The following is a 24,844-nucleotide window of genomic DNA, read 5'->3' as shown; positions in this document are numbered from 1 at the left end:
CTCAACACTATAACATGAACCCGAATAAACAACATCACAGCGACGTTGCTATCATCGGCAGCGGTGCCGCTGGCCTGTCTTTGGCGCTTTCTCTGGCCAACCATTGTCACGTAACCGTACTCAGCAAAGGCGACCTTAACGAGGGCTCAACCCTGTACGCCCAAGGCGGTATTGCGGCGGTATTCGATAAGAAAAACGACAGCATCGAATCCCATGTTGAAGACACCCTCACCGCCGGCGATGGTCTGTGCTCCCGCGAGGCTGTGCACTATACGGCCTCCAATGCCAAAGCCTGTATGCGCTGGTTGATTGAGCAGGGTGTGCCCTTCGATATGGAAACCGATGACAAGGGTCATGAGCGCTATCACCTAACCCGTGAAGGCGGCCACAGCCATCGCCGTATTTTGCATGCTGCCGATGCCACCGGCCGCGCGGTGCAAACCACTTTGATTGAGCGGGTGTTGGCCCACCCCAATATTACCCTGTTGGAAAACTACAACGCCATCGACCTGATCACAGATGCCAAGCTCGGCAAAGAAGGCAAGCATTGTCATGGCCTTTACGTATTTAACCGCGCCAAGGAGCGAGTCGAGATCATCAGCGCCCGCTTTGTAGCCTTGGCTACCGGCGGCGCCAGCAAGGTTTATCTCTATACCTCCAACCCGGATGTAGCCAGCGGCGATGGTATTGCCATGGCCTGGCGCGCCGGTTGTCGCGTTGCCAATATGGAGTTTAACCAGTTCCACCCCACCAGTTTGTATCACCCTAAGTTGCAAAACTTTTTGATCACCGAGGCGATGCGTGGCGAAGGCGCTTATCTACTGCGCCCGGATGGTACCCGCTTTATGCCGGAATTTGATGAGCGCGCCGAGCTGGCGCCGCGTGATGTAGTGGCTCGGGCCATCGACTTTGAGATGAAGCGCCTGGGAGCCAATTGCGTCTACCTGGATATTTCCCATCGCGATAAAGAATTTATTATCGAGCACTTCCCCACCATTTATGCCAAGTGCTTAAGTGTGGGGATAGATATTACCAAGGAACCCATTCCCGTAGTGCCAGCGGCCCATTACACCTGTGGTGGAGTGATGACCGACTTTAACGGCAAAACGGATTTAGACAATCTTTACGCCATTGGCGAAGTCGCCTACACCGGGCTCCATGGCGCCAACCGTATGGCCAGCAACTCATTATTAGAATGTATCGTCTTTGCCCATGCGGCAGCCAAGGACATAGTCGCCAAGTTGAATTTGCCATATGAGCCCACGGCCTTGCCACAATGGGACGACAGCCGGGTAAGCGACTCGGATGAAGAAGTAGTGATCACCCACAACTGGCATGAACTGCGCCTCTTTATGTGGGATTACGTCGGCATAGTGCGCTCCACCAAACGTCTGGAGCGAGCTCTGCGCCGGGTAGAATTACTGCAGCAGGAAATCTGTGAATATTATGCCAATTTCCGCATCAGCAATGATCTGCTGGAGCTGCGCAACCTGGTGCAGGTAGCTGAGCTAATTATCCGCAGTGCCTTGGCGCGCAAAGAAAGCCGTGGCCTGCACTACACCCTGGATTATCCAGAGCACCTGAGCGAAGCTCGTATTACCGAGCTCAAACCTTAGGCTGCCTAGTCTGGCTTAGCGCCAATTGTACCGCCCGAGCACACTCACGAAAGTGTTCGGGCGTCATAGCCCTGGCGGCAATAAAGACATGATGAGGTTTCCCGCCCATATCATCTTGCAGCTGCAAATGAATTAAACCCGGATAAATCCGGGATTGAGCCAATATCCGGCCGCTAACAGAAGCATCAGCTTGATGCACTTCGGCGCGTTGTCCTTGGATCAGCAAATTGCCCTGATATGGCCAACAGCGACGAAAACGATACCAAAAATGGGCATAACCTAAGGCCAGAATTAAGGCACTGCACAGCGCCCAAAGCCATTGCGGGTGCGCCAAGATCAATAACGCATAGACAAAAACAAACACCGCCATAACCGGGCGGTGTTGTGGGGTATTATTTGAGAAGGCGCCGCTAAACACGAACGCGGTCAAGGATGATTTTTACCATGCGCGCTAGCTCAGGGTCCTTACATTGTTCATGGCCCATAAACCAGGCGAACAAATCTGGGTCATCCGCCTCAAGTAAACGTTGAAATACCGCCTTGTCTTCGTCATTTAAGGCATCATAACCCTGCTCGACAAATGGCATAAACAATACATCCAGCTCCAACATGCCGCGACGACATGCCCAACGTAAACGCGCCTTACTATCTAAATTCGCCATGGTTTTCCTCTCAATAGTCTGCTGCCCAGCAGTGTAACAAAATCTCCTGTGGCTCACAGCTATTTTACGCTAAGGCGCTGTCATCAAAGAAGTGCTTAAGTTACACTAAGCACAGTAATTGCTCGTGCACTAAAGGAGTCATGCATGTCCACTTTGTCGGTTTATGCTACCGAAAACACCGCCATCTATGTTCATGGTGATGATGCCAAGTCATACCTGCAAGGTCAGTTGACGCAAGACGTCAACGATATAGACGCCAACACCTGGCGCTGGGCCGGTCAGTGTAACGCCAAAGGCAAGCTGTGGGCTTGTTTTCGCATTAGCCAGTATCAGCAAGGCTATGTGCTTATTTGCTCAAACACCGAAGCACAATTTGCTCTTACCGAGTTAAAAAAATACGCGGTATTTAGCAAGGTCGAAATCGAACAGCTCGATACCCAGGTATTGGGAGTGATAGCGCCCAAAGCTGAGTTGGCCAGCCACTTAAATATCGACATCAGCGGCAATGCCCACCAATGGCAAGACAACCTAGCACTATTATTAGACGACCAACGCACCCTCTTTATTGGCGACAGTAGCGTTCTGCCCGAGCCACAACAAGGCGATGAGTTTGTCTGTGCACAAATTAAAGCCGGCGAGCCAAGCCTGAATGCCGAAGCTATCGACGCTTATGTGCCGCAAATGGTTAACCTGCAAGCTCTAGGTGGTATCAGCTTTAACAAGGGCTGTTACACAGGTCAGGAAACCGTAGCCCGTATGAAATACTTGGGTAAAAACAAGCGCGCCATGTTTGTGCTACGCGCTGAGCATGAGGGTATCCTAGCCCCCGAGCTAGATGCAGAGCAAAACCCACTCGACTTAGAGCGCCAGGTTGGCGAAAACTGGCGTCGCGCCGGTAGCTTAATCGCCCAAGCCAGCGCCAATGGCGAACTTTTTGGCCTTGCCGTGTTGCCAAATGATACTGAGCAAGATGTTCAGCTTCGCGCAAAACACGCTCCTCAGGTGCTGTTCACCATTGCACCTTTGCCTTACTCACTGACAGAAGATTAATCTGGAATACATTATGAATATAGCTGACAACAAAGTCGTTACTATGCACTACAGTGTGGTCGACAAAGCGGACAACACCATAGACAACACCTTCGATGGCGAGCCACTGGTATTTATCGTAGGTACCGGCTTTTTGATCCCTGGCCTGGAGGATGCGCTTCAAGGTAAACAGGCTGGCGACACCTTTAGCGTCGAAGTTGAGCCAAAAGACGGCTACGGTGAGCGTCATGAGCAACTAATGCAGGCGGTACCTAAGGCCATGTTTGAAGGCATGGATATTGAGGTTGGCATGCAGTTCCGTGCCACCACGGATGATGGCGAGCAAACCGTGATCATAGTTGATATCCAGGGTGAAGACGTGATTGTTGACGGTAACCACCCGCTAGCGGGCATTGCCTTGAAGTTCGACGTAGAAGTAGTTGATGTACGCGATGCCACCGCCGAAGAGTTAGCCCATGGTCATGCCCATGGCGAAGGTGGCTGTGGTCACGATCACTAAGAAAGCTTTTTCGCTGACAAAAAAGGACGCTGATGCGTCCTTTTTTTATGCTTCTTGGCCAGCCGACAGCTCTGACGATGGCTCCAGCGAAGGCTCTGGCAAATGCTTGTTGATGGCCTCAGCCAGTTGCTCGGCCTCATTGCTGCCAACCCGATAAAAGGTCCCGTCCTCTAACTCAATAGCCACAGCGGCAAAGCCATTAGCAGTGTAGACCCAGCCATCATGGGTAATGCGTATGCCAACACCGTGGCGAAACGAATTACTGACTACTGCTACCGATTTAATTTCACTAAAGGCCAAGCGTTTCTTAGCTATCCCCGGGCCAAAAAACCACTCCACCCCCTGCTCGTCCACTCGTACCGTCAAGCCATGGAATAAAAAGGCACACACAGCCAGTATTGCTGCAAACAAGAGCATGGGGCCATCGCTGCCCATAAGGTAGAACGCCATACCGACAAAGGTGCCGATCCACAAGATTAGGGCCAAAATAGCCCAGGCATATTGTTTATGCTGATACATAGAAATTAAACTCTTAAGAATTAATCAAAACTGTAGACAAAGGTGGCGCTTAGCTCGGAGTCATAGTTGTGCTTTAGCGTCTCCGGCTTGGAGTTATAGCGATACAAGTAGGCAAACTTTAACGATAGCTGGCCCATGATCTGGCTAATTAAGGAAGTTTCCGACTTTAACCGCGAGTTAAGTCCAGACAAGGATTGCTCGGCACTAATAAACTGGTTAAAGCGGGTGCGTTTCGACACCTTGCGCTCCCACTGCAGGGCAAGGCGCAACAGATAACCGGTCACATCACCCTCATTTTGCTCGATTTCATCCTCGCCTTCGGCCTCATCAGTCTCCACCTTAGATACATAAAGTCCGGGACCTATATCAAAATCCACGGTGTTTTTTACGCCGCGATACAGGCGATTGCCGTACCCGGTTGCCACCGTCGCTTTAAAATCCAGGCCGGAAAATGCGTCGTCTTCGTAATCCCCGTACAAAAATAAGGAGGCGTCTTCACTGCCCACCTTATAGTTGGATTGTCCGGAGACAAAAAAGCGCTGCGCTGAGATGGTTTCTTCGCCGGTTTCGCTGTCGGCGTCGCGACGATACAAGGAGTCGAATTTAAACTGATTTCGCCAGTGGGTGAAATCCTGATAGACGTTGGCACGCAGTTTAAAGCTGGTTGAGTCGGTGTTGCCCTTGGTGACGATAAAGCCGAACTCGGCGTCACCATAAAACATTTCGCCCTGATGTATTTCATGGATTTCGGCATCCGTTAATTGTCCGTATTCGTGAAAGTCTTCAAACGGATCAACCGCCCAACAACTCAAACTACAACAACCAAGGAGGACTACCAAAAACCGCATACTAACTACTTACTCTTTCCAAATAACGTGACAAAAAGGGGCGTCCTGATCACGGCTGATCAACACCCGGGCAAAAACGATATCTTCATTTTCCAGCTCCAGACCTATGGTCACTTCACTGTAAAATTCTGGCTCGATTTCCATTGCCACTATGCCCTGCCAGTGAGCGCTTGGTTCGCTTTCTTCAATAAAACCCAGCTCTTCTCTGTGAGCATTAAAGTCATCAATATCCTGTTCGCTCAAATGTTCGGGAGCGAGCTCTAAAAACACTTCATACGCGTGATGAGTGATCTCTTCGGCGCTAAATAATCTGGGTCCGGACATGCTGGCTTCTTTATTTACTCTTGTTTGAGCCGATAATAACAAAAGTTATGGGCAATGTGCATACGACCAATAAAAAGCCGGGAAATTCCCGGCTTGTTGATATTTTTTAATCTTGGGGGTTCGGCTCCATCCCGAACTTACGCTTAACCCCCTCACGCATATGCTGCACATAGGTGTAGAAGAGTGGAACCAACAAGGTACCGAGCACGGTGGCGGCTATCATCCCCGACATCACTGTGACACCCAGAGACACCCGACTGGCGGCACCTGCACCGGTCGCCAATACCAAAGGCAACACCCCGAGTACAAACGACAAGGCGGTCATAAGTACGGCGCGGAAACGTTGTTCTGCGGCTATTTTCGCGGCTTCGAAAATAGTCTTGCCGGCGGCTCTTTGCTCCATAGCAAACTCAACGATCAGAATCGCGGTTTTAGTCGACATGCCTATCAATAATACAAAGCCGACCTGGGCATAAATATTATTGGTCATGCCGAGCATATAGAGGGTACTCATGGAGCCGAAAATTGCCAGTGGCACGGCGGCAATAACCGAAAATGGAATAGTCCAGCTTTCATATTGAGCCACCAGGAACAGGAACACGAACAGCACGGCTAAAGCAAACAAGACTGCTGCCAAATCTCCAGCCATAATTTCCTGACGGGTTTGCCCCGCCCAGTCGAACACATAACCGTCCGGTAATTCAGCAGAAAGGTCCTGCATTACCTTAATGGCATCACCGGTAGAATAACCAGGAGCGGCATTACCTGTGACGCTCACGCTGCGATACAGGTTAAAGTGATTCATGCTGGTTGGGCCAAGTATAGGTCGCAAGGTGGCAACCGTGGTCAGCGGCACCATGTCCCCCTGATTATTACGCACATAGTAATACTGCAAGTCCTCTGGCTTGGCACGGTACTCGGCCTCAGCCTGAACATTCACCTGATAGGTACGACCAAACTGGTTAAAGTCATTGATATACAAAGACCCCAGCTGAGCCTGCAAGGTCAGGAAAATATTACCCAGGGTGATCCCTTGCGCTTTGGCCTTGTTACGGTCAACTTCCAGGAAGTATTGCGGCGAGTTGGCGCGGAAGGTACTAAATACGCTTTGCAGCTCAGGGCGTGAATTGGCCTCATAAATCAAGCCATTCATCACCCCAGCTAGCTCGGCAGGGTCGCGCCCTTCGGAATCCAGTAAGCGATATTCAAAGCCGGAGCTGGCACCCAATCCCGGAATAGACGGGACGTTAAAAACCATGGCCTGAGCATCGGGCAGCGCCCATAATTGCCCCTGTAAGCGGCTAATAATTTGGTTTAGTCCCAACTCAGGCGTAGTACGCTCCTCCCAGTCTTTAAGTACAACAACACCCAAAGCATTGTTAGAGCCGGCGCCACCTAATAGTGAAAAGCCCGATACGCCAATAAAGTCTGCGGTCGCCGGATCTTGCGCTATGATGTCACCTATTTTTTGCACCACGGCATCGGTACGTCCTAAGGCCGCCGCATCCGGAAGCTGGATATCAACAAATACGAAACCCTGGTCTTCCGGTGGCACAAAACCCGTAGGCACGTTTTTCGCCAACCAGCCAGTGGCCACAAACAGCACTACAACAATAATACCGATACGACCGGCACGCTTAAGTAAAAAGCCGATAATTCCTGTATAACCCTTGGTCGAGCTGATGATCACATTCTCAAACGGACGCAGCCATTTAATCGGCTTCATTTTCTCGGCACTGAGCAACAAGGTACAAAGAGCCGGGCTCAGGGTCAGGGCGTTGACCGATGAAATCAGTACCGCAAAAGAGATGGTCACAGAAAATTGTTTATACAGCTCACCTGTGATCCCCGGCATAAAGCCAACGGGCACAAACACCGCAAGCAATACTAAGGTGGTGGCAATAATGGGACCACCTACCTGAGACATGGCCTTAAACACCGCATCCTTAATCGGCAGCTGTTCTTCTCGTAAAATACGCTCAACGTTTTCGATAACAATAATGGCATCATCCACCACTATGCCTATGGCCAGTACCAAACCAAACAAGGTGATAAGGTTGATGGAAAAACCCATAGCCAACATGGCGGCAAAGGTGCCAATAAGTGAAACCGGAATTGCCAGGGTCGGAACCAGGGTTGCGCGCCAGTTCTGCAAGAATAAGAAGACCACTAAGATCACCAGGCCTACCGCCTGGAACAGGGTCACTTTAACTTCTTCGATAGAGCGGTTGATAAACTTGGTGGTGTCATAAGGGATTTTATATTCAAGCCCCTCAGGAAACTGCTTTGACAGTTCCTCCATCCGCGCTTTAACCTTTTCGGCAACCTCAGTCGCATTGGCATCGCTAAGCTGATAGATAACGATAAAGCCGGTGTCTTGTTGGTTTAGCTTGGCGGTACCAGCATAGCTTTTGGCGCCGCGCTCAATACGGGCAATATCCTTTAAGCGAACAAAATCGCCATCCAGGTTAGAGCGAATAATGGTTTCGCCAAATTCCTGCGGCGTTATAAAGCGTCCCTGTGCTTGAATCGCATATTCAAATTGCTGATTCGGAAGCGCCGGAGAGGCACCCAGCTTACCGGCGGCCACCAGGGTATTTTGTTCCTCTAGGGCGGTTTTCACTTCCGCAACCGTGACCCCAAGAGAGGCCATTTTATCCGGCCTTAACCAGACCCGCATGGAATAAGTCATGTCTCCCATAACACTGGCCTCTGCCACGCCTGGAATACGACTGAGCGGCTCGGTCAGATAATTAGTGGCATAGTTACTTAAGAAGCTGGAGTCCATATCCGGGTTATTCGAGTACAGACTCACACCCATCAACATATTGCTCGACATCTTCTTCACCGACACACCCTGACGGCGCACTTCTTGCGGCAATAAGGGTTCGGCTAAGGAGACCCGGTTTTGCACATTCACCTGGGCCATATCGGTATCCGTGCCTACCTCAAAAAACACAGTAATAGTGGCCGAGCCATTATTACTGGCGGTGGACTCGATATACATCATGCCCTCGACACCATTGATCTTTTCTTCAATGGGCCGGATCACGGTTTCCTCTATGGTTTGGGCGCTGGCACCGGCGTAAAAAGCCGACACCTGAACCTGAGGAGGAGTAATTTGCGGATACATGTTGACCGGCAATTGAGTCATGGCAATAAGCCCGGCGAGGGTGATCACAATGGAGATCACCAAGGCCAATTTCGGTCTATAAATAAACGTCTTACTGATCATTGGAGACTCTCTTATTGCTTGTCGCTAAGGGTGCCGTTTTTTTTGTCTATCTGCTTTGGCACTGGCTGCACGCTAATGCCTGAACGCACCTTTTGTAAGCCTTCAACTATCACTCGCTCGCCTTGCTCAAGGCCCGAGTCAACAACCCACATGGCATCAATACGACGGCCTAATTTCACCAAGCGATGTGCTACCGTGTTATCTTCTTTAACCACCAGCACAAAGTTGCCCTGCTGATTCACCTGCACCGCCGCCTGGGGCACCAGAGCCTGCTTTTGCTTTTCCTTACTTTCAACAATCAGGGTCACAAACAGACCCGGCTTGACTATGCCGTTCGGGTTATCAAATTTAGCGCGCAATTCAACCGTACCTGTGCTGCGGTCGATTTTGGTATCGGCAAAATCGAGTTCACCGCTTTGCGCAAAATCCGTGTTATTAGGCAGGCGCAGGGCAAGGTCTAATTGCACCTTAGTAGGATCGGCGTTCTTTTGCTGTTGCTGCTGTTGGTAGGTGATGTAATCCGCTTCTTCTACCTGGAAGTTAACATAGATGGGGTCTATGTCGGTCAATTCCGCAAGTGAACCTGAATTAGGACCTACGATATTACCCACATCGTAATTTACTTTACCGATAAGGCCGCTAAAAGGCGCTTTAATTTCGGTGTAGCCCAGGTTTAATTTTGCTTTTTCCAACCCGGCCTCGCCGGCTTTAACTGCAGCAAGCGCCTGGTTGTAGTTGGTTTCTAACTTGTCTAAGTCGGCGGCAGAAATAAAGCCATCACTAGCTATTTCACGGCCGCGCTTAAGGTCGCGTTCGGCTCTGTCAGCAATGGCCTTATTACTACGTAATGAGGCTTCCAGCTCACTGACGCTGGCGCGATATTCGGAAGGGTCAATCTTAAACAGCAACTGACCTTTTTCAACTTTAGAGCCCTCAATAAAGGTGCGCTCGATCAGTTCGCCGGACACCCGCGCCTGAATACTGGCTTCCTGATAAGCCTCGGTGCGAGCTACAAACTCACGATATTGTCCAATTTCTTCCACTTGCACATCATAAACCGATACCGCAGGAGCTGGCGTATTTTGATTGGCAACGGGCTTTTCCGAACACCCAGGTGCCAATATTAACGTAGCGCCGCTAAGCGCCACGGCTAAGATCTTCTTTGTAAATGAACTTTTATGCGAAGGTACGCCAGGCATACTTCCTCTCCTTGATAGCTAATAATGATAAGCGCGATTAATCCCCGCGGAGATTACCTCATGTCGACCTCAATAGCGCTTCCCAGTTCTTTGAAAATATAGACTAAATTGTGACTTACTGTATTTATACTTAGAGCATGTAAATATGATATAAACAACTATCTAATTTTTAATAGATACATATTAGCAAAGCACTTGTACAACAAAATGACATGGGTAATTCTTTGCGTTACATTGCTAGTGGTAAGAGGAGATAATAATGATAACGCTCAGCTTTAAAGAACAAATAGCCCATGTCACCCTAGCGCGGCCAAAAAAGCGTAACGCCTTAGATTATGAAATGTTTAAACAACTTGATAAGGCTATAAAAACCATTAAAAAACGCAAAGATATACGCGCCGTAATTCTCGATGCCCAAGGTCAGGACTTTTGTAGTGGCCTGGATGTTAAAGGTGTGATGGCCAAACCGCGCCAGGTGCTGTCTTTACTATTTAAATGGCTGCCGGGAAATCAAAATCTGGCACAGCGAGTTACCTTGGGCTGGCAAGAGCTAAATGTGCCAGTAATAGCCTTGATACAAGGGCGCTGTTGGGGCGGCGGCATGCAAATTGCCTTGGGTGCCGATTTTCGCATTGCCACCAAAGACGCCAGCTTTGCCATTATGGAGGCGCGCTGGGGTTTGTGTCCGGATATGGGCGCCAGCCTGATTATTCCCAGCCTGCTTAAAGCCGATGACTATCAACGCCTGGCGCTGACGGCGCAGCCTATTGAGGCCAGTGAAGCACTGGAACTTGGGCTTATCTCTACCTTAGAGGAAAACCCTATGGCCGCGGCGCAGCAGCTGATCGCCGATATCATCGAGCGCTCCCCTGATGCTATGGCCGCCATTAAGCGCCTGACCACCAGTGCTTACCGCCAAGGTCACAGGCGTCAGTTAGCAAGAGAAACCTGGTCGCAAGTGCGCCTGCTTATGTGTAAAAATACCCGTATCGCCGTTAAAAACGCCAGCAGTGATAAACAATATGACTATCAACACCGCCGCTCTTGGTAAGCATGTCAAAATGGCTCTGCAGCTACTGATAAGCTGGGCCATCTTAAGCACCTTTCTTGTTGTTGCGCATTTAGTGAGTGCCCACTTCGCACTCACCTTCCCGGCACCGCTCAGTGCCATGTTGGCGCTGTTTATCGCTCTACAGCTTGGGCTGGTAAAGTTGCACTGGTTACTGCCGGGCACACAACCCCTGCTTAACTTTATGCCGCTGTTTTTCGTGCCCGCCGCCGCCAAGGTGGTAGAGCATAGTCCGCTTATTAGCGAACACTGGTTGGTGCTTTTGCTTTGTTTGTTTTTGGTACCGGCGCTGGGCTTAATCAGCATAGGCTTTCTAATGCAAAAGCTAAGGGGCGCATCATGATGTGGCTGGCACTACCTTTGACCATTATCGCCTTTCTGTGTTTACGCCAGCTCCACGCCAAGGTGAAGTCACCGCTGTTAAACCCTGTCTTATGGACCATAATTGCATCGGTTTTATGCTTGCTGTTGTTTGACCTTGACTTGCCCAGCTACAGCCGCGCCACCTCTCCTTTTAATTACCTCTTGGAACTGGCGGTGGTAGCACTGGCGGTACCCTTGTATAAACAAATACATCAGCTTAAAAAGCAACTACTGCTGATCCTTATCGCCGTAGCCGTGGGGGTTATTATGGCTACTAGCAGTGCTTATGTTATAGCCACCTTGCTCGATGCCCCACAGCAACTAAAGGCATCCTTAGCCAGCCTTTCGGTGACCACACCCATCACCCTGTTGGTGACAGAACAACTGGGCGGAATCGGCAGCATTGCTGCCTCCATGGTGATTCTTATTGGCGTGGTCGGCGCCATCGTCGGCTTTAGCCTATTACACCTGTTTGGCATCAAGGACCGCAGTGCCCAGGGCCTGGCATTGGGCGGTGCCTGTCATGCTATAGGCACGGCAACCGCCATCGCAGATAACGAGTTAAGTGCTGCCTATGCCTCAGCAGCCATGGCATTTAGTGCCATACTCACACCGCTTTTGGTGCCTCTTTATTATCCCTGGCTAGTGCACTGGTTAGGGTAAGTGTGGGCTTACTGAGCCAAGAGTTTACCAAGTGGCAAATATGCTTTACTCGGCTCGATATCAAAGTTGGTCTCATAGCTTCTTTCACTATTACTTTTTTATTGCACTAAACCTGAGCAAGCTAGTGCTTTAGCCTGCTGTGTGCTTGTGCTTGTACTTTTACGTAAACTTATGGGAATCAAAAATGAAAACTAAGCTCCCGCTACTTAGTCTAATTGCCGCGGCAACACTAACCGCTTGTAGTTCAACCAATAACGCTCTGTATTTTGAACGAACACAGCTGCAGCAGGATATCAGCTACCTGGCCAGCGACGACCTCAAAGGCCGCAAAAGCTTCTCTAAGGAAATTGACGTTGCCGCCGACTACATAGTCGAGCGTTTTACCAGCATAGGTTTGCAACCCATGCCAGGTACCCAAAGTTTTAAACAGCAATTCAATCTGCATTCCGTGACTCCCAAGTCCGTATCTGTCGCGCTAGATGGCCAGCCAATCGCAGCAGAGCGCGTCGCCACTGTATCTCAGTCTGCCGGGTTTTCTTGGCAACAAACTCACGATCTGGTTATCACCCATATCTCAGCTGACGCCGATCTTCGTGAACAACTGCGCAAATTAAACCAAAAGGGTGGAAATCACCTGGTTCTAATTGATAAGGCCCACGAAGAAGCCTTCAGCCGTTATCAGAACTATTTTAATAATGGCCTGACCAAGCTGGAGCTTAAAGACCAAGGCGCCATGGTCTTGGTGCTGGGCTATGAAGGTGAAGTAAAAGGCTTGGAAGTTAAAGTAGCCAATGAAGTTAAGACGCAGCAACTTACCAATGTTGTTGGTGTGTTACCCGGTAAGCGCAAAGACACCGACATGGTACTTTTTAGCGCCCACTATGATCACTTAGGCGAAAGCAAAGGTGAGCAAGGTGACCATAAGCAAGAAGAGAGCGAAGAGCAGGATACCATTTATAACGGTGCCAACGACAACGCCTCTGGAACAGGCGCCATGTTGAATCTAGCGCAGCATTATGCCCACCTTGGCGATAATGAACGAACCCTGATGTTTGCCGCCTTTACCGCAGAAGAAATGGGGTTAATAGGCTCTAAACACTTCGCCAAGACGCAAAACCCAGATGCCATCGCCGCCATGATCAATATCGAAATGATCGGTAAGCCATCCGCATTTGGCAGCGGCAACCTTTGGATGACAGGAGCTGACAAGTCTGACTTACAAGCCCTGTTAAACCAAAGCCTGCCCCAAGAAGATCATATTCAGGCCAACCCCTATCCCAAGTTGAACCTATTCTATCGCTCCGATAATGCCTCACTGGCAAGACTGGGCGTTCCGGCTCACAGCTTTAGTTCAACGGATATGGCCAATAACGACCACTACCATACACCGAAAGACGAGCTGGCTAACCTGGATTTTGAATCTATTTATAAGTCGGTAACCCTATTGGTTATGGCAAGCGAGCCGCTGGTAAGCGCGAAAGCCACGCCTTCACGCGTAGCCCCGTTAAAGGATGACGCCGAAGGTAAAATTTACTGATTAGAATTAGCCCCACCCTCAAAGGGGGCGCTTTCAGCATACCCCCTACGCTGATGTACCACATTGCCTTCCCTGGCTTTTATCCGGCCTCATCCATGAGGCCCTCGTTCATTCTTTTTGAACGACGAAAAAACGAACCAAGAAAACGTCGCCCCAACATCACACTTTTTCCTCAAAGAGAAAATTGAAATGCACGCAACCGCCATGTACGGCACTTCCCTGTCCCGGACATAGCTTTGCAAACATCCATATTTGCTAATTGCGCTTCAATTCTCTCTTTTCGGGTGTGATGAAGGGGGATATGACGTCTGAAACACTAAACGATAGACAATAAAAAACCCCAACCATTGCTGATCAGGGTTTATACCAGTTCTGTTAAATATGTGATCAGAGATAGCGCTGGATAAATGAGGTGATAACAAGGCGGAATTTTTATTATGTAGTTATTCTACATAAAAAAATTACAACGCAGTTAGCATAATATTTAGCCCGCTAGAATGATTAGCTATTTAAGTGAATTGGTATTATTAGTGGTGCCCAGAGGCGGATAAAATTGTCGGGAACAATTTTAGACAGCGACGGCTGGCCGCTTAGCCTTGGATAAGCGGTGAACTACAGGGAGGTAGTTCACAATCGAACCACCGAGAATAAAGAGCGTGAGATTACGCCTAGGCCACTAAGTTTCAGACAATAAAAAACCCCGACCATTGCTGATCAGGGTTTGTTTATTTGTGGTGCCCAGAGGCGGATAAAATTGTCGGGAACAATTTTAGACAGCGACCGCTGGCCGCTTAGCCTTGGATAAGCGGTGAACTACAGGGAGGTAGTTCACAATCGAACCACCGAGAATAAAGAGCGTGAGATTACGCCTAGGCCACTAAGTTTCAGACAATAAAAAACCCCGACCATTGCTGATCAGGGTTTGTTTATTTGTGGTGCCCAGAGGCGGAATCGAACCACCGACACGGGGATTTTCAATCCCCTGCTCTACCGACTGAGCTATCTGGGCAAAATGTGTTTCTTGTGCTCTAAATTCATCCCTTAAGCGAGGTCCTGTCGTCATCCTGACTCCACCTCAACGAACTGCGAAGCTGTGCTTCGGTTTCGTTTCGCCCGACTGAGCTATCTGGGCAAAAATAAATGGTGCCTGCTGCCGGAGTCGAACTGGCGACCTACTGATTACAAGTCAGTTGCTCTACCAACTGAGCTAAGCAGGCACACAAGGCTGTGTGCATTTTCGATTAAATCAAAAACACCAAATAATGGTGCCCAGAGGCGGAATCGAACCACCGACACGGGGATTTTCAATCCCCTGCTCTACCGACTGAGCTATCTGGGCAAAATGTGTTTCTTGTGCTCTAAATTCATCCATGAAGCGAGGTCCTGTCGTCGTCCTGACTCCACCTCAACGAACTGCGAAGCTATGCTTCGGTTTCGTTTCGCCCAACTGAGCTATCTGGGCAATAAAAATGATACTAATTTAGCACCATAATTAAATAATGGTGCCCAGAGGCGGAATCGAACCACCGACACGGGGATTTTCAATCCCCTGCTCTACCGACTGAGCTATCTGGGCAAAAATTTTTTCTTGTGCTCTAAATTCATCCCTGAAGCGAGGTCCTGTCGTCATCCTGACTCCACCTCAACGAACTGCGAAGCTGTGCTTCGGTTTCGTTTCGCCCGAATGAGCTATCTGGGCGTGCGGCGTATTAAACGGTTTTTAGGGTATCAAGTCAACCACTTTTTAAAATAAACAATTCGTTTGCACACAAATCATGCAAACTGGGATTTTTTGCCGAAAATCCCAGCAAATAGCTTATTTTTCAGGAGGTCTGTAACCTTCGATTTCGACTTCTTTACCCTCGAAAAGAAAGCCTACCATCTGCTCTTCAAGGAAAGTACGATGCTCAGGCTCCATCATATTAAGGTGCTTCTCGTTGATCAGCATAGTTTGCTTTTGCTGCCACTGAGACCAGGCCTCTTTGGAAATATTATTAAAGATTTTCTCGCCCACTTCGCCAGGATATAACTGATAATCCAGTCCTGGAGCTTCTTTTTGCAATTTTTGGCAAAATACTGTGCGTGCCATATTAATCCTCACCTACGCATCTGCTTATATTGAAGCTAGTTTACCCTAATGCGGAAGTACTCGCATCTGCCAAGTGACGCTTTAGTTGCTTCAACAACTTCTTAGTCGGAGCAGCAAGACCAACCTGAGGTTCATTCTCCAGGTCATAATCCAGAAGGCCGCCATCGGCCAGGGTTGCTGGCACCTTATCCAACTGCACTAGCATAGGGTTAATATTTAGTTGGAAATGGGAAAAGATATGGGTAAATGATTCAAGCTCATGAGTTCTACCTTGCCACCCTTGCTGCGCTACATATTGCTGCGCCTGATCCTTATCAGCAAATTCTAAAAAGCAATGTAGTCCGCCCCAAATTCCGCTATTGGGCCTTTTCTCCATATAGGTTTGCCCATTGATAATGGGAATAAGCATGGTACAGCTTTTCTTCGGCACCTGTTTTTTCGGCTTAGAGTGAGGAAATTCACTTACCTTATTATGTTTAAACGCCAGGCAGCGGCTTTTAAGCGGGCAAGGTTCGCAATCAAACTTGCTGCGCGAACAGAGGCTGGAACCCAAATCCATCATGGCCTGATTAAACTGAGTAACACCATTTTTAGGAGTTAGCTGCTCACTGAGCTGCCACAGCTGATTTTCAACCTTTTTAACCCCATACCAGCCCTCAACCATAAAGCAGCGAGCCAACACACGTTTAACGTTGCCGTCCAAAATGGGGTGATGCTCACCTCGCGACAGGCTTAAAATGGCGCCAGCGGTGGAGCGACCAATACCAGGCAGGGCCATCACCTGCTCCAGGGTTTTAGGAAACTCCCCCTTATGCTCGGCACAAATCAGCTTAGCGGTTTTATGCAGATTCCGGGCTCGGGCATAATAACCCAGCCCAGTCCAATGATGCAGCACCTCGTCCTCATCGGCCTCGGCCAGCTGCTCTATGGTAGAAAAGCGTGCCATAAAGCGATTAAAGTAGGGGATCACAGTAGCGACCTGGGTTTGCTGTAGCATGATCTCCGAAACCCAAACCTTATAAGGCGTTTTTTCTAATTGCCAAGGCAAGGTTTTACGCCCACATAAGTCGTACCAATCGACAATCTGATCGGCGAACCAGGTTCGCATTTGCTGAGATAATTCCACTAGATTACTCTTTGCTTTTTTAAATTGCGCCCAGTCTATTATTGTGTCGATAAATATCAATAGCCACCGACTTGTACTTAAGCACGCAAGTGGGGATAATACGCACCCATTTTCATTAGGACTGTCACTATCATGAGTGAATCAACACAACAGGCTCTTGCGCAAGCCGAGAGCGAAGGCAAATACATTCGCAAGGTGCGCAGCTTTGTAAAACGTGAAGGCCGCTTAACCAAAGGTCAGGCAGCGTCATTAGAAAAGTGTTGGCCAAGCATGGGTCTAGAGCATAAAAACGGCCTACTTGATTTCACCCAGGTATTTGGCAATGACAACCCAGTTGTGCTGGAAATCGGTTTTGGCATGGGTAAGTCACTGGTCGAAATGGCGAAGAAAGACCCAAACAGCAACTTTATCGGCATTGAAGTACACCGCCCGGGTGTGGGCGCCTGCCTAATGGATGCCGATGCTCAGGAAGTTACTAACCTGCGCGTATTCGAACATGATGCCGTAGAAGTGCTGGCAGATTGTATCGCCGACGGTTCACTAGCCAAGGTACAACTGTTCTTCCCAGATCCTTGGCATAAAAAGCGCCATCACAAGCGCCGTATTGTTCAGCCTGAGTTTGTCGAGAGCCTGCGCAGCAAATTAAAAATCGGTGGTGTTTTCCATATGGCCACCGACTGGGAAAATTACGCCGAGCACATGCTTGAAGTAATGCAGGCAAGCGAAAACTACGCTAACCAGTCGCCTAGCAATGACTATATGCCGCGCCCGGATTCGCGTCCGCTGACCAAGTTTGAGCAACGCGGCCACCGTCTTGGTCACGGGGTGTGGGATCTTATGTTCGAGCGCGTGAAATAAGATGCAGTTGAGTAATCCATCGCAGCTGTTGCTGCGCAGTGATGAGCTATTGAGCGCCGACTCAATTCTAGTGGTTAACTTCAACTGCGATGGTTTCGCTCACCAATTGCGAGCCCTAAACCCGCACGCAAATATTTGCCTGTTTAGTTACAATTTTGCCGACGGCCAGTTTGCAAAAAACCAACTCAGCGGCGCCAATGTCACTACCTTAGTGTCTCATCAATTACCTGAGCAAAAGTTTGATCTGGTGATCTACTACTACCCTAAGGCCAAGGCCGAAGCCCTGATGACACTGGATAATATTCGTGCCAGCATCAATGCCGATGCCAGACTTTTAGTCGTAGGTGAGAAAAAAGGTGGTGTTAAGTCTATCGAGAAACAGCTCAAAGATCTGGCTCAAGGTCATAAGGTGGACTCGGCCAAGCATTGCCTGTTGTATCAATACACGGATATAAATCTGTTAACCGAGTTTGATATTAGCCGCTACCATAAAACCTTTACGCTAACCCGAGATATCGCCGGGCAAAGCATAGAGTGTAAGGTAGTCAGCCTGCCTGGGGTATTTAACCATGGGCAACTGGACGACGGCACCGCCCTGCTGCTAGATAGTCTACCCGCATATCCAAAAGCCAAAAGCCTGCTGGACTTTGGCTGCGGCGCCGGCATTATTGCCAGCTTTTGTGCCAAGCGAAACCCTAAGCTAAAGGTTACCGGGCTCGACGTTAACGCCCTGGCCGGCTATGCCACGGCGCAAACCTTTGCCGCTAATGAGGTAGATGGTGCAGTGTTACTCAGTGACGGTTTAAGTGAAGTGGATAAACGCTTTGATCTGATCATTAGCAATCCGCCGTTTCATACCGGCTTAAAAACCGATTATAAGATCACCGAGCGCTTCTTTGCCTCGGCTAAGGATCATTTAAACAGAGGTGGCGAGCTAACCCTGGTCGCCAATAGTTTCCTGGCCTACCCAGAGCAACTGCAAACACACTTTAGGCATCATGCTACCTTGGCAAAAACCAAACGTTTTGCCGTGTACCAAAACAGCTAAAGCCTAAACGCTTGCGCCCTGTTTAGCCGCGGCAAACCAGGGCGTTTTCGTATTCTGTTTGCGAGAGTACAAGCTAGCTTAAGCTCCCGGCCATCCACCAACAATAAATACAACCCCCCTCGGCGCACCAAGAACACAGCGTTTTGCTTAAAACGCCGCAAATAACCCCAACCCAATTTCGGATTGCAGCGTACAAACACACTGGCCTCACGATATTGCATACGCTTGTCGCCACCAAAACCCGGGCTATGAACATGATGCCTAACAGCATCAATCAACAAACCCTGTTAATGACGGTTTTTACGTATTCCTACTTGCCGCCCATAAGGGTTACAGGCGGTAATAACACAGCCACTTGCCGCCTTGGGTAAGCGCTGGGCAAAAACAAAGTGGGCCTGGGTATAGGCATCAAGGTAGGCATCAAGTGATGCCGGGGCTATACCTTTAACACCTGTTTTGAACATAAGGGTACTTCTCTCTTCATTCTCTTACTTACAACTTAATCATCTTATTGATAATGATCACATGAGGGCAGCATGGGTGTTTTTTGTTTAACTAAGCGCAACAAAAAGTCGAAAAATACGTAAAAAAGCGTTATCAACCGTAAAAAACCACTAAAAGCATAAAAAATAAAGGAACTTTTACACATAACAGGCATCCCATGCTTTGAAGGTAAAAAAAGAGAATGATATACTATCTCCTTGGCTCAAAATTCACCCTTGAATTTATTATCTATTAAAGGTTGATTTTGAGTTATTCATTCATACCAAAGCCTTAACTTGGTGAAAAATGAGTGAGCAAAATCGACTGTATGTCAATAAAGAAGGTCGGCTGAAAAGTTAGTGTAAATATTCGGCTAGGATCTTGAGTAAGTCTAAATTTTATCCAAATTGTTTTTACTTGTTAACATTTAGATATACTCCTATAATCGCAAGTATTCGGGAAGTTCCTATTTTCCGTCTTTATGTAAATATTTTATTCCGAAAAGGTTAATAAACAATGCAAACGCCAGTCATTCTGATCGTTGAGGATGAAGATGTTACTCGTCTAAACCTCGTTAGCTTATTTGAAGCTGAAGGCTACAAAGTGATTGAAGCCATTGATGGTGATGATATGCATGACAAACTCACCACCAATGACGATATTAACCTGGTTGTTATGGATATCAACTTACCAGGTAAAAACGGCCTGATCCTCGCGCGCGAGTTACGCCAAAAGCGTAATGTTGGCCTTATTTTCTTGACCGGTCGTGACAACGATGTCGACCGTATTCTTGGCCTAGAAATTGGCGCTGATGACTATATTACCAAGCCATTCAATCCTCGCGAGTTAACCATTCGCGCCCGTAACCTTATTTCTCGGACCGCGGCGAACAAGGACGATCCGGCGCTGGATTCAGATGGCGTTGTAAACTTTAACGGTTGGGAGCTGGACGAAAACAGTCGCTGCCTTACTTCCCCTGCGGGCGAGTCAAAACGCCTACCTAAGGGTGAATACCGTGCCCTACGTCTAATGCTTGACTCACCGGGTCGTATTTTTAGCCGTGAACAGTTAATTAAGCATATGACTGGCCGTGAATTACGTGCCAATGACCGTACCGTGGATGTAACCATTCGCCGTATTCGTAAGCACTTCGAAAGCGACAGCAGCACACCTGAGCTTATCAGCACCATTCATGGTGAAGGCTACCGCTTTATCGGCAAGATTGATAACTAATCGTCTGCCAAACTAGATAAGAATGACTGAAGGGCCTCGAGCCCTTCTTTTATTTGCCCGTCTAACTCATCCAGCCAACTTTGGCGTAACTCCAGCTCAACCTCAAGACACTGGTTTTCCATCTTCTTAGCCTGCAACTGCACCGCTTTTAGACCCACAGAGCCAGCCGCCCCCTTAATCTTATGAGCCACGGATTTATACTCTTCAACGTCCTCAGCCACACTAACAAGCAGTTCTTGCTGATAGCCGGGAGCAAGCTTGGCAAAAAGGGCAACGCTGCGTGAAAACGCCGTAACTCCCATGGAGTCTATAAACTCACTGATAATTTCCTGGTCGAGCAAGCGCTCATCAAGTTTTAGTGTTGGCGCTAGAGTCTGTTGATGCACCAAACGCTCCGCCGCTACCTGTTGCATACATCCCTCGCCTATACCGAACAGCTGTGAAAGCATATTGTCGAGCTTGGTGGTGTTGATGGGCTTGGCCAGAGCCCCTTGGATATTAATGCCGCGCAGCTCTTCTTCGGCACTGCGCACATTGGCGGTGAGCACCACAATGGGAAGATGATCGAACTCGCTTTGTTTGCGAATTTCTCTGGCCACCACATCGCCGTTGATATCAGGTAACTGCATATCCAGCAACACTAGGTCGAGATCATCCTCGGTTTCCACAAAGGCCAGCGCATCTTCACCGGTTTCCGCCCAGATCACCTCATGGCCGCGCTGCTCCAGCAGGTTAGTAGCGATTTCAGCGTTGAGCGGCACGTCTTCAACCAGCAGGATATTAAGGCTCTTACACTCATAACTCTCGATGACCGGAGCCGAAGTCAATTGCAAAGGAATATTCACGGTAAAGCTACTGCCCTCGCCCGGGCGTGAGATCACCTGGATATCACCCCCCATGGCACTCACCAGAGCCTTGGTAACCGCTAAGCCGATACCTGAGCCTATGGCATTAGCGCCACTGGCATCTGGGGCCTTGTAATACATGTCAAAAATATGGCTAAGCTGGTCATCCGGAATACCTATGCCTGAGTCGCGCACGGTCAGGATCAGACTGTGATTATCGCCCTGTTGCTTATGTTCGCAGCTTAAGGCAACCCCACCCTCTGTGGTAAACTTAACGGCGTTATTAATAAGGTTCCAAAGCACCTGGCGCAAACGCGTTGGATCGATTTGCCCATATACATGGAGCTCACCCACTCGCTCTATATCGAATGACAGCTCTTTTTGCGCGGCAATTAAGGCACCAAAGTTAACCACATCATTGATAAAGTCGGCGACACTGACCGGCTCGGTCACTATATCCAGTTGCTCCCGGTCAATTTTATCCAGGTCAATAATATCGTTGAAAATATTACCTAAAGTCTCGGCGCTGGAGAACACAGTATTACACCAGCTGCGCTGTTGTTTACTAAGCTCGGTATCAAGCAGCATACGGGTTAAACCCACTATGCCATTGAGTGGAGTGCGTAGTTCATGGGACAAGGTAGCAATAAATTTACCCTTGTCCTTAAAGGCTGTTTCAAGGGCCTGTTCGGCTTCTTTACGACTGGTGATATCACGACCGAAAGCCAATAGGCCGATATATTCACCCTTATCATTGATAAAGGGCAGCTTGCGCATCTCAAACCACCTTTGCTCACCATCCACTGGATATTGCACATCCACGGTTACAGCTTCATGGGTGGACTCGACCTGGCGATCGGTTTTAAGCACCGCCGGTAATAATTGTGCTGGATAGATATCTTCGGCCTTCATGCCGATCAGCTGATCAGAACTACGGTCCATCACCTTTTCAAACATCTTGTTGCAGCCGGCAAATACCCCTTCGCGGTCACGGTAATAAAAAAGGTCGGGAGAGGAGTCGACTATGGAGCGTAGCAACATACCCTGCTGCGCCAACTCGACCTGGGTTTTCTTACGCTCAGAAATTTCCCGACGCAACTCATCAATGGCACGGTACTTGGCATTAAGGGCCATTTTCCGCTCATCGATCTCTGTGTTCAGGAGGCGAATATTGTCTTTTAAGGATTGGTTGAGCAGCTTTTCTTGCTTGGTCGCCGTTTCCAGATATTTTTGCGAGTCTTGTAATTGCGTGATGGATTGCAGCACCACCATGATCACTAAGGGTGCTGCCACGGCGGTAAAAAATACCACGGCCAAAACATCCAGCAACATGATTTCGCCGGTGGCGACATAATAGTACATGGCGCTGAAGATCAGTGCGGCAACAATAAAAACGCCATAGACTATGGCGCCGGCATACCAGGTCCCGAAGCGGATAAGGAGATTTGTTAAAACACGAACCCAGGGGCTCAGGGAAGAGTCAATCATAAAAAAAGGGGTTTTGCTACAAACCCCTCTATTGTAATCAACTTAGAGTGCCTTTGGCAGTATCTGTGTTGAGATTCTTGCGAATGAGCACACGCCCATGCGTTTTCCGCCTTTAACCAAGACCCCTTTGCGCATATTACTGGCGCCACTGGCGTTTAAGATCAGCTCATAACTTTGGCTATCTATATCACTGCTACCGCCGGCGGTTGCCGCCCCGGTATTACACTGCATTTGCCCCAGTTTATGATAGTTGGCACGGCTAAATGGCGTTGATGTATTCACTAACGGCCCGGCACTGGTAGTGTTCACCGCTTGCTTCCAAGGAGCCAGCTCAACATTAACCACGCCACCGCGCATGCTTATCTTATCCTCATGAGTTAAGAAATAACTGTCAAAAGGACCAAATTGCATCGCCCCGGACATTGAGTCCTGACTTTGACGCAAGTCGCCTAACCAAAGGCCACCTTCACCAAATACCTGCACCTCGATATCGTCTTTCTCTTCACCGACAATGCGCTCAACACTGGCGTAACTGTTACTATCAAGGCCAAAGATCATTGAGCTTGAGCTTTGCACGCCAGCCTTAATTAAGCGTGGCTGTTTACCGTGACGTGCCACTTGCGTATCCAGGGTGCCCCATGGGAAAAGATCTAACACTCCAGACTGCAGATAGCTAAGTTTTCGGTTATTGGTCACTAAAATACAGTCAACCCCTAAGCGACAGGCTTCAAAAGCATTGCCATAAATAATTGGCTCTTCCGTTAATACCTGTACGCCTTCACCAGATAAAATAGTGGCATTTTGACTACCACCGACCAAGGCGTTAACCGACTCGCCTTGTGCTGCTACCAGCAACTGGCCTTTCGCCGTCATTTCTTGGATCTTCTTCAGCAGCTCGCTGGGTTGGTTGGCATTTTGATAAAACGCATGGTACAGCAGCAAGGGGCTGGAGTCGGCAATAAAGAGTGCATCAGAACGACGCAGCAACTCATAAAGTTGCTCTGGGTTCTGACATAGCTTTTGCTGCCTTTGATATAGCTGTGGATACAAAATATCACGACGGAAACTTGCCAGTCGCGACACCTGATACTCGGCCAGGTTAGCACACTTCGCCGGATCGTTAGTCTGACTCAAAGCCTGCATGGCACCATCTATGGCCAGCCAGTGCGCTTCAAAACCCAGTTGTTCAAACAGGGCTTGATAATACTCAACATCGCGATACGGGTCGCGACTACCGCCGGTTACATAGGCGATACGCGGCTTGCGTTTAGCATCGGCAATACTTTGCGCCGCATTAAATAGCGCCGCAAAAGCGTCCTTGGTTACCCAGTTGCGAGTACCGTTAATATCAACCTCAGGCTTCAAGCGGCGCTTACCACTCCCCTGCTTTTGCTCTAACAGGTCAAAAAAGTTTTGCTGCTCAAAGTCGAATAAGTTAAACCAAAACTCTCGTGCACTTGTCTCGCTGTTGCTCAACTTAAAGTCGCTGCGACGCAGGTAACGCTCGAATTCCTGTTGACTAAAGATGTCATCGGCAAAATGTTGCCGTGCCTTGGTTAAGATTTCCACAGCCTGATTTCGAATATTCGACTGTTCGGTCCAGGCCATATTAACAATACGTTCCAAGCCTTCATCGGTGATCTTGAAAACCGGTTGTTGTTTATAGCTGCTCTTACTCAAGCGCTCGCGAGAATCGCTATTGCAATGTTGCAGTCGCTCACTGGAGCACACTTGTAGATCATCGGCCATTAGCAATAACTGAGGTGCCGCTTGAGCGCTAACGCTACAGCTGCCTAGCATTGCCATTGAGGCAACTCTTAATAGAAATGATTTCATGGGACTGGTCATTATTATTATTTTGCAAGTTACGGGTTATAAGCAGGTTTACAGCAACACAGAATATTAACAATGTTTACAGTGTATGGGAATAGTTACACCTTTATTAGGGTCTGTTTATCTTTGCGGTTTACTTTATGTTCAATCTAAACGCATTCTGATGAATATAATCACTGATTTATGTGGTCAAATTCATCCATGAAGCTTGGTTACATCGCGCATCCATGCGCTCACCTCGCTAAGCTGCGAAGCAT

The 24,844-nt window shown here is 48.7% G+C and carries 22 protein-coding genes and 4 tRNA genes; 10 read left to right on the top strand and 16 right to left on the bottom strand.

What is annotated here, in order from left to right:
• Window positions 1–14 precede the first annotated feature (14 nt).
• On the top strand, window positions 15–1,616 hold the full coding sequence (gene nadB / locus WCN91_RS14685) for an L-aspartate oxidase (protein ID WP_342680116.1): 1,602 nt from the start codon (window positions 15–17) through the stop codon (window positions 1,614–1,616).
• On the opposite strand, the gene WCN91_RS14680 is transcribed toward nadB, so the two are convergent.
• Together WCN91_RS14680 and WCN91_RS14675 are read right to left on the bottom strand one after the other, a co-directional pair.
• Complete coding sequence (locus WCN91_RS14680; protein WP_342680115.1) at window positions 1,606–2,046, bottom strand: protein YgfX; 441 nt, start codon at window positions 2,044–2,046, stop codon at window positions 1,606–1,608. The two genes, nadB and WCN91_RS14680, sit on opposite strands and share 11 nt — an antisense overlap.
• Entirely contained in the window at window positions 2,027–2,278 is a 252-nt protein-coding gene (locus WCN91_RS14675) for an FAD assembly factor SdhE (RefSeq protein ID WP_342680114.1), read from the bottom strand. Before WCN91_RS14675 ends, WCN91_RS14680 begins: the two co-directional genes overlap by 20 nt.
• Before the next feature lie 144 nt (window positions 2,279–2,422).
• Here WCN91_RS14675 and ygfZ point away from each other — a divergent pair, with 144 nt between their 5' ends.
• Both ygfZ and WCN91_RS14665 read left to right on the top strand, forming a co-directional pair.
• Window positions 2,423–3,328, top strand: a complete 906-nt coding sequence (ygfZ, locus tag WCN91_RS14670) for a CAF17-like 4Fe-4S cluster assembly/insertion protein YgfZ (RefSeq protein ID WP_342680113.1) — start codon at window positions 2,423–2,425, stop codon at window positions 3,326–3,328.
• A gap of 13 nt (window positions 3,329–3,341) precedes the next feature.
• A complete protein-coding gene (locus WCN91_RS14665) occupies window positions 3,342–3,827 on the top strand; it encodes an FKBP-type peptidyl-prolyl cis-trans isomerase (RefSeq protein ID WP_342680112.1) in 486 nt (161 codons plus the stop codon).
• Between the two features lie 45 nt (window positions 3,828–3,872).
• Here WCN91_RS14665 and WCN91_RS14660 read toward each other — a convergent pair whose 3' ends face one another.
• The 5 genes from WCN91_RS14660 to WCN91_RS14640 all read right to left on the bottom strand — a co-directional run bounded on the left by WCN91_RS14660 (window position 3,873) and on the right by WCN91_RS14640 (window position 9,952).
• On the bottom strand, window positions 3,873–4,346 hold the full coding sequence (locus WCN91_RS14660; RefSeq protein WP_342680111.1) for a hypothetical protein: 474 nt from the start codon (window positions 4,344–4,346) through the stop codon (window positions 3,873–3,875).
• Between the two features lie 20 nt (window positions 4,347–4,366).
• On the bottom strand, window positions 4,367–5,194 hold the full coding sequence (locus WCN91_RS14655; RefSeq protein ID WP_342680110.1) for a DUF481 domain-containing protein: 828 nt from the start codon (window positions 5,192–5,194) through the stop codon (window positions 4,367–4,369).
• 9 nt (window positions 5,195–5,203) lie between these two features.
• Window positions 5,204–5,518 (bottom strand): HI1450 family dsDNA-mimic protein, encoded by a 315-nt coding sequence (locus WCN91_RS14650; RefSeq protein ID WP_342680109.1) that lies wholly within the window; start codon window positions 5,516–5,518, stop codon window positions 5,204–5,206.
• A 106-nt stretch (window positions 5,519–5,624) separates the two neighbouring features.
• Entirely contained in the window at window positions 5,625–8,753 is a 3,129-nt protein-coding gene (locus WCN91_RS14645) for an efflux RND transporter permease subunit (RefSeq protein WP_342680108.1), read from the bottom strand.
• 11 nt (window positions 8,754–8,764) lie between these two features.
• On the bottom strand, window positions 8,765–9,952 hold the full coding sequence (locus tag WCN91_RS14640; protein ID WP_342680107.1) for an efflux RND transporter periplasmic adaptor subunit: 1,188 nt from the start codon (window positions 9,950–9,952) through the stop codon (window positions 8,765–8,767).
• A 259-nt stretch (window positions 9,953–10,211) separates the two neighbouring features.
• On the opposite strand from WCN91_RS14640, the gene WCN91_RS14635 reads away from it, so the two are divergent.
• The 4 genes from WCN91_RS14635 to WCN91_RS14620 all read left to right on the top strand — a co-directional run bounded on the left by WCN91_RS14635 (window position 10,212) and on the right by WCN91_RS14620 (window position 13,584).
• Window positions 10,212–11,003, top strand: a complete 792-nt coding sequence (locus tag WCN91_RS14635) for a crotonase/enoyl-CoA hydratase family protein (protein ID WP_342680106.1) — start codon at window positions 10,212–10,214, stop codon at window positions 11,001–11,003.
• A 10-nt stretch (window positions 11,004–11,013) separates the two neighbouring features.
• Complete coding sequence (locus tag WCN91_RS14630; RefSeq protein ID WP_342680105.1) at window positions 11,014–11,364, top strand: CidA/LrgA family protein; 351 nt, start codon at window positions 11,014–11,016, stop codon at window positions 11,362–11,364.
• Window positions 11,361–12,047, top strand: coding sequence for an LrgB family protein (locus WCN91_RS14625; RefSeq protein ID WP_342680104.1), 687 nt, complete (start codon window positions 11,361–11,363; stop codon window positions 12,045–12,047). Before WCN91_RS14630 ends, WCN91_RS14625 begins: the two co-directional genes overlap by 4 nt.
• 184 nt (window positions 12,048–12,231) lie before the next feature.
• A complete protein-coding gene (locus WCN91_RS14620) occupies window positions 12,232–13,584 on the top strand; it encodes a M28 family metallopeptidase (protein WP_342680103.1) in 1,353 nt (450 codons plus the stop codon).
• Window positions 13,585–14,517: 933 nt separating this feature from the next.
• Here WCN91_RS14620 and WCN91_RS14615 read toward each other — a convergent pair.
• The 6 genes from WCN91_RS14615 to mutY all read right to left on the bottom strand — a co-directional run bounded on the left by WCN91_RS14615 (window position 14,518) and on the right by mutY (window position 16,781).
• Window positions 14,518–14,593 (bottom strand) — tRNA-Phe (locus tag WCN91_RS14615).
• Window positions 14,594–14,725: 132 nt separating this feature from the next.
• A tRNA-Thr gene (locus tag WCN91_RS14610) sits at window positions 14,726–14,801 on the bottom strand.
• A gap of 46 nt (window positions 14,802–14,847) precedes the next feature.
• Window positions 14,848–14,923 (bottom strand) — tRNA-Phe (locus WCN91_RS14605).
• Window positions 14,924–15,084: 161 nt separating this feature from the next.
• Window positions 15,085–15,160: transfer RNA gene (locus WCN91_RS14600), tRNA-Phe, on the bottom strand.
• A gap of 240 nt (window positions 15,161–15,400) precedes the next feature.
• A complete protein-coding gene (locus WCN91_RS14595; protein WP_105200767.1) occupies window positions 15,401–15,673 on the bottom strand; it encodes an oxidative damage protection protein in 273 nt (90 codons plus the stop codon).
• A 40-nt stretch (window positions 15,674–15,713) separates the two neighbouring features.
• Window positions 15,714–16,781, bottom strand: a complete 1,068-nt coding sequence (mutY, locus tag WCN91_RS14590) for an A/G-specific adenine glycosylase (RefSeq protein WP_342680131.1) — start codon at window positions 16,779–16,781, stop codon at window positions 15,714–15,716.
• Window positions 16,782–16,931: 150 nt separating this feature from the next.
• Between mutY and trmB the strand changes: the two genes are divergently transcribed.
• Both trmB and WCN91_RS14580 read left to right on the top strand, forming a co-directional pair.
• Complete coding sequence (trmB, locus tag WCN91_RS14585) at window positions 16,932–17,657, top strand: tRNA (guanosine(46)-N7)-methyltransferase TrmB (protein WP_342680102.1); 726 nt, start codon at window positions 16,932–16,934, stop codon at window positions 17,655–17,657.
• 1 nt (window position 17,658) lies between these two features.
• Window positions 17,659–18,705 carry a methyltransferase gene (locus tag WCN91_RS14580; protein WP_342680101.1) on the top strand — a complete coding sequence of 349 codons (1,047 nt, stop codon included), beginning with the start codon at window positions 17,659–17,661 and terminating at the stop codon, window positions 18,703–18,705.
• A 287-nt stretch (window positions 18,706–18,992) separates the two neighbouring features.
• On the opposite strand, the gene WCN91_RS14575 is transcribed toward WCN91_RS14580, so the two are convergent.
• Entirely contained in the window at window positions 18,993–19,169 is a 177-nt protein-coding gene (locus tag WCN91_RS14575; RefSeq protein ID WP_342680100.1) for a DUF3293 domain-containing protein, read from the bottom strand.
• 535 nt (window positions 19,170–19,704) lie between these two features.
• On the opposite strand from WCN91_RS14575, the gene arcA reads away from it, so the two are divergent.
• Window positions 19,705–20,421 (top strand): two-component system response regulator ArcA, encoded by a 717-nt coding sequence (gene arcA, locus WCN91_RS14570; protein WP_342680099.1) that lies wholly within the window; start codon window positions 19,705–19,707, stop codon window positions 20,419–20,421.
• Here arcA and arcB read toward each other — a convergent pair.
• Together arcB and WCN91_RS14560 are read right to left on the bottom strand one after the other, a co-directional pair.
• On the bottom strand, window positions 20,418–22,754 hold the full coding sequence (gene arcB, locus WCN91_RS14565; RefSeq protein WP_342680098.1) for an aerobic respiration two-component sensor histidine kinase ArcB: 2,337 nt from the start codon (window positions 22,752–22,754) through the stop codon (window positions 20,418–20,420). The genes arcA and arcB overlap by 4 nt on opposite strands.
• Before the next feature lie 42 nt (window positions 22,755–22,796).
• On the bottom strand, window positions 22,797–24,560 hold the full coding sequence (locus WCN91_RS14560) for a type 1 glutamine amidotransferase family protein (protein WP_342680097.1): 1,764 nt from the start codon (window positions 24,558–24,560) through the stop codon (window positions 22,797–22,799).
• Window positions 24,561–24,844: the final 284 nt, after the last annotated feature.

Origin of the sequence: Pseudoalteromonas qingdaonensis, from assembly GCF_038739665.1 — a bacterium.
GTDB lineage: Bacteria > Pseudomonadota > Gammaproteobacteria > Enterobacterales > Alteromonadaceae > Pseudoalteromonas > Pseudoalteromonas qingdaonensis.
Note: the sequence above shows the minus strand (reverse complement) of the source record. Positions and strands in the feature narration are given on the sequence as shown.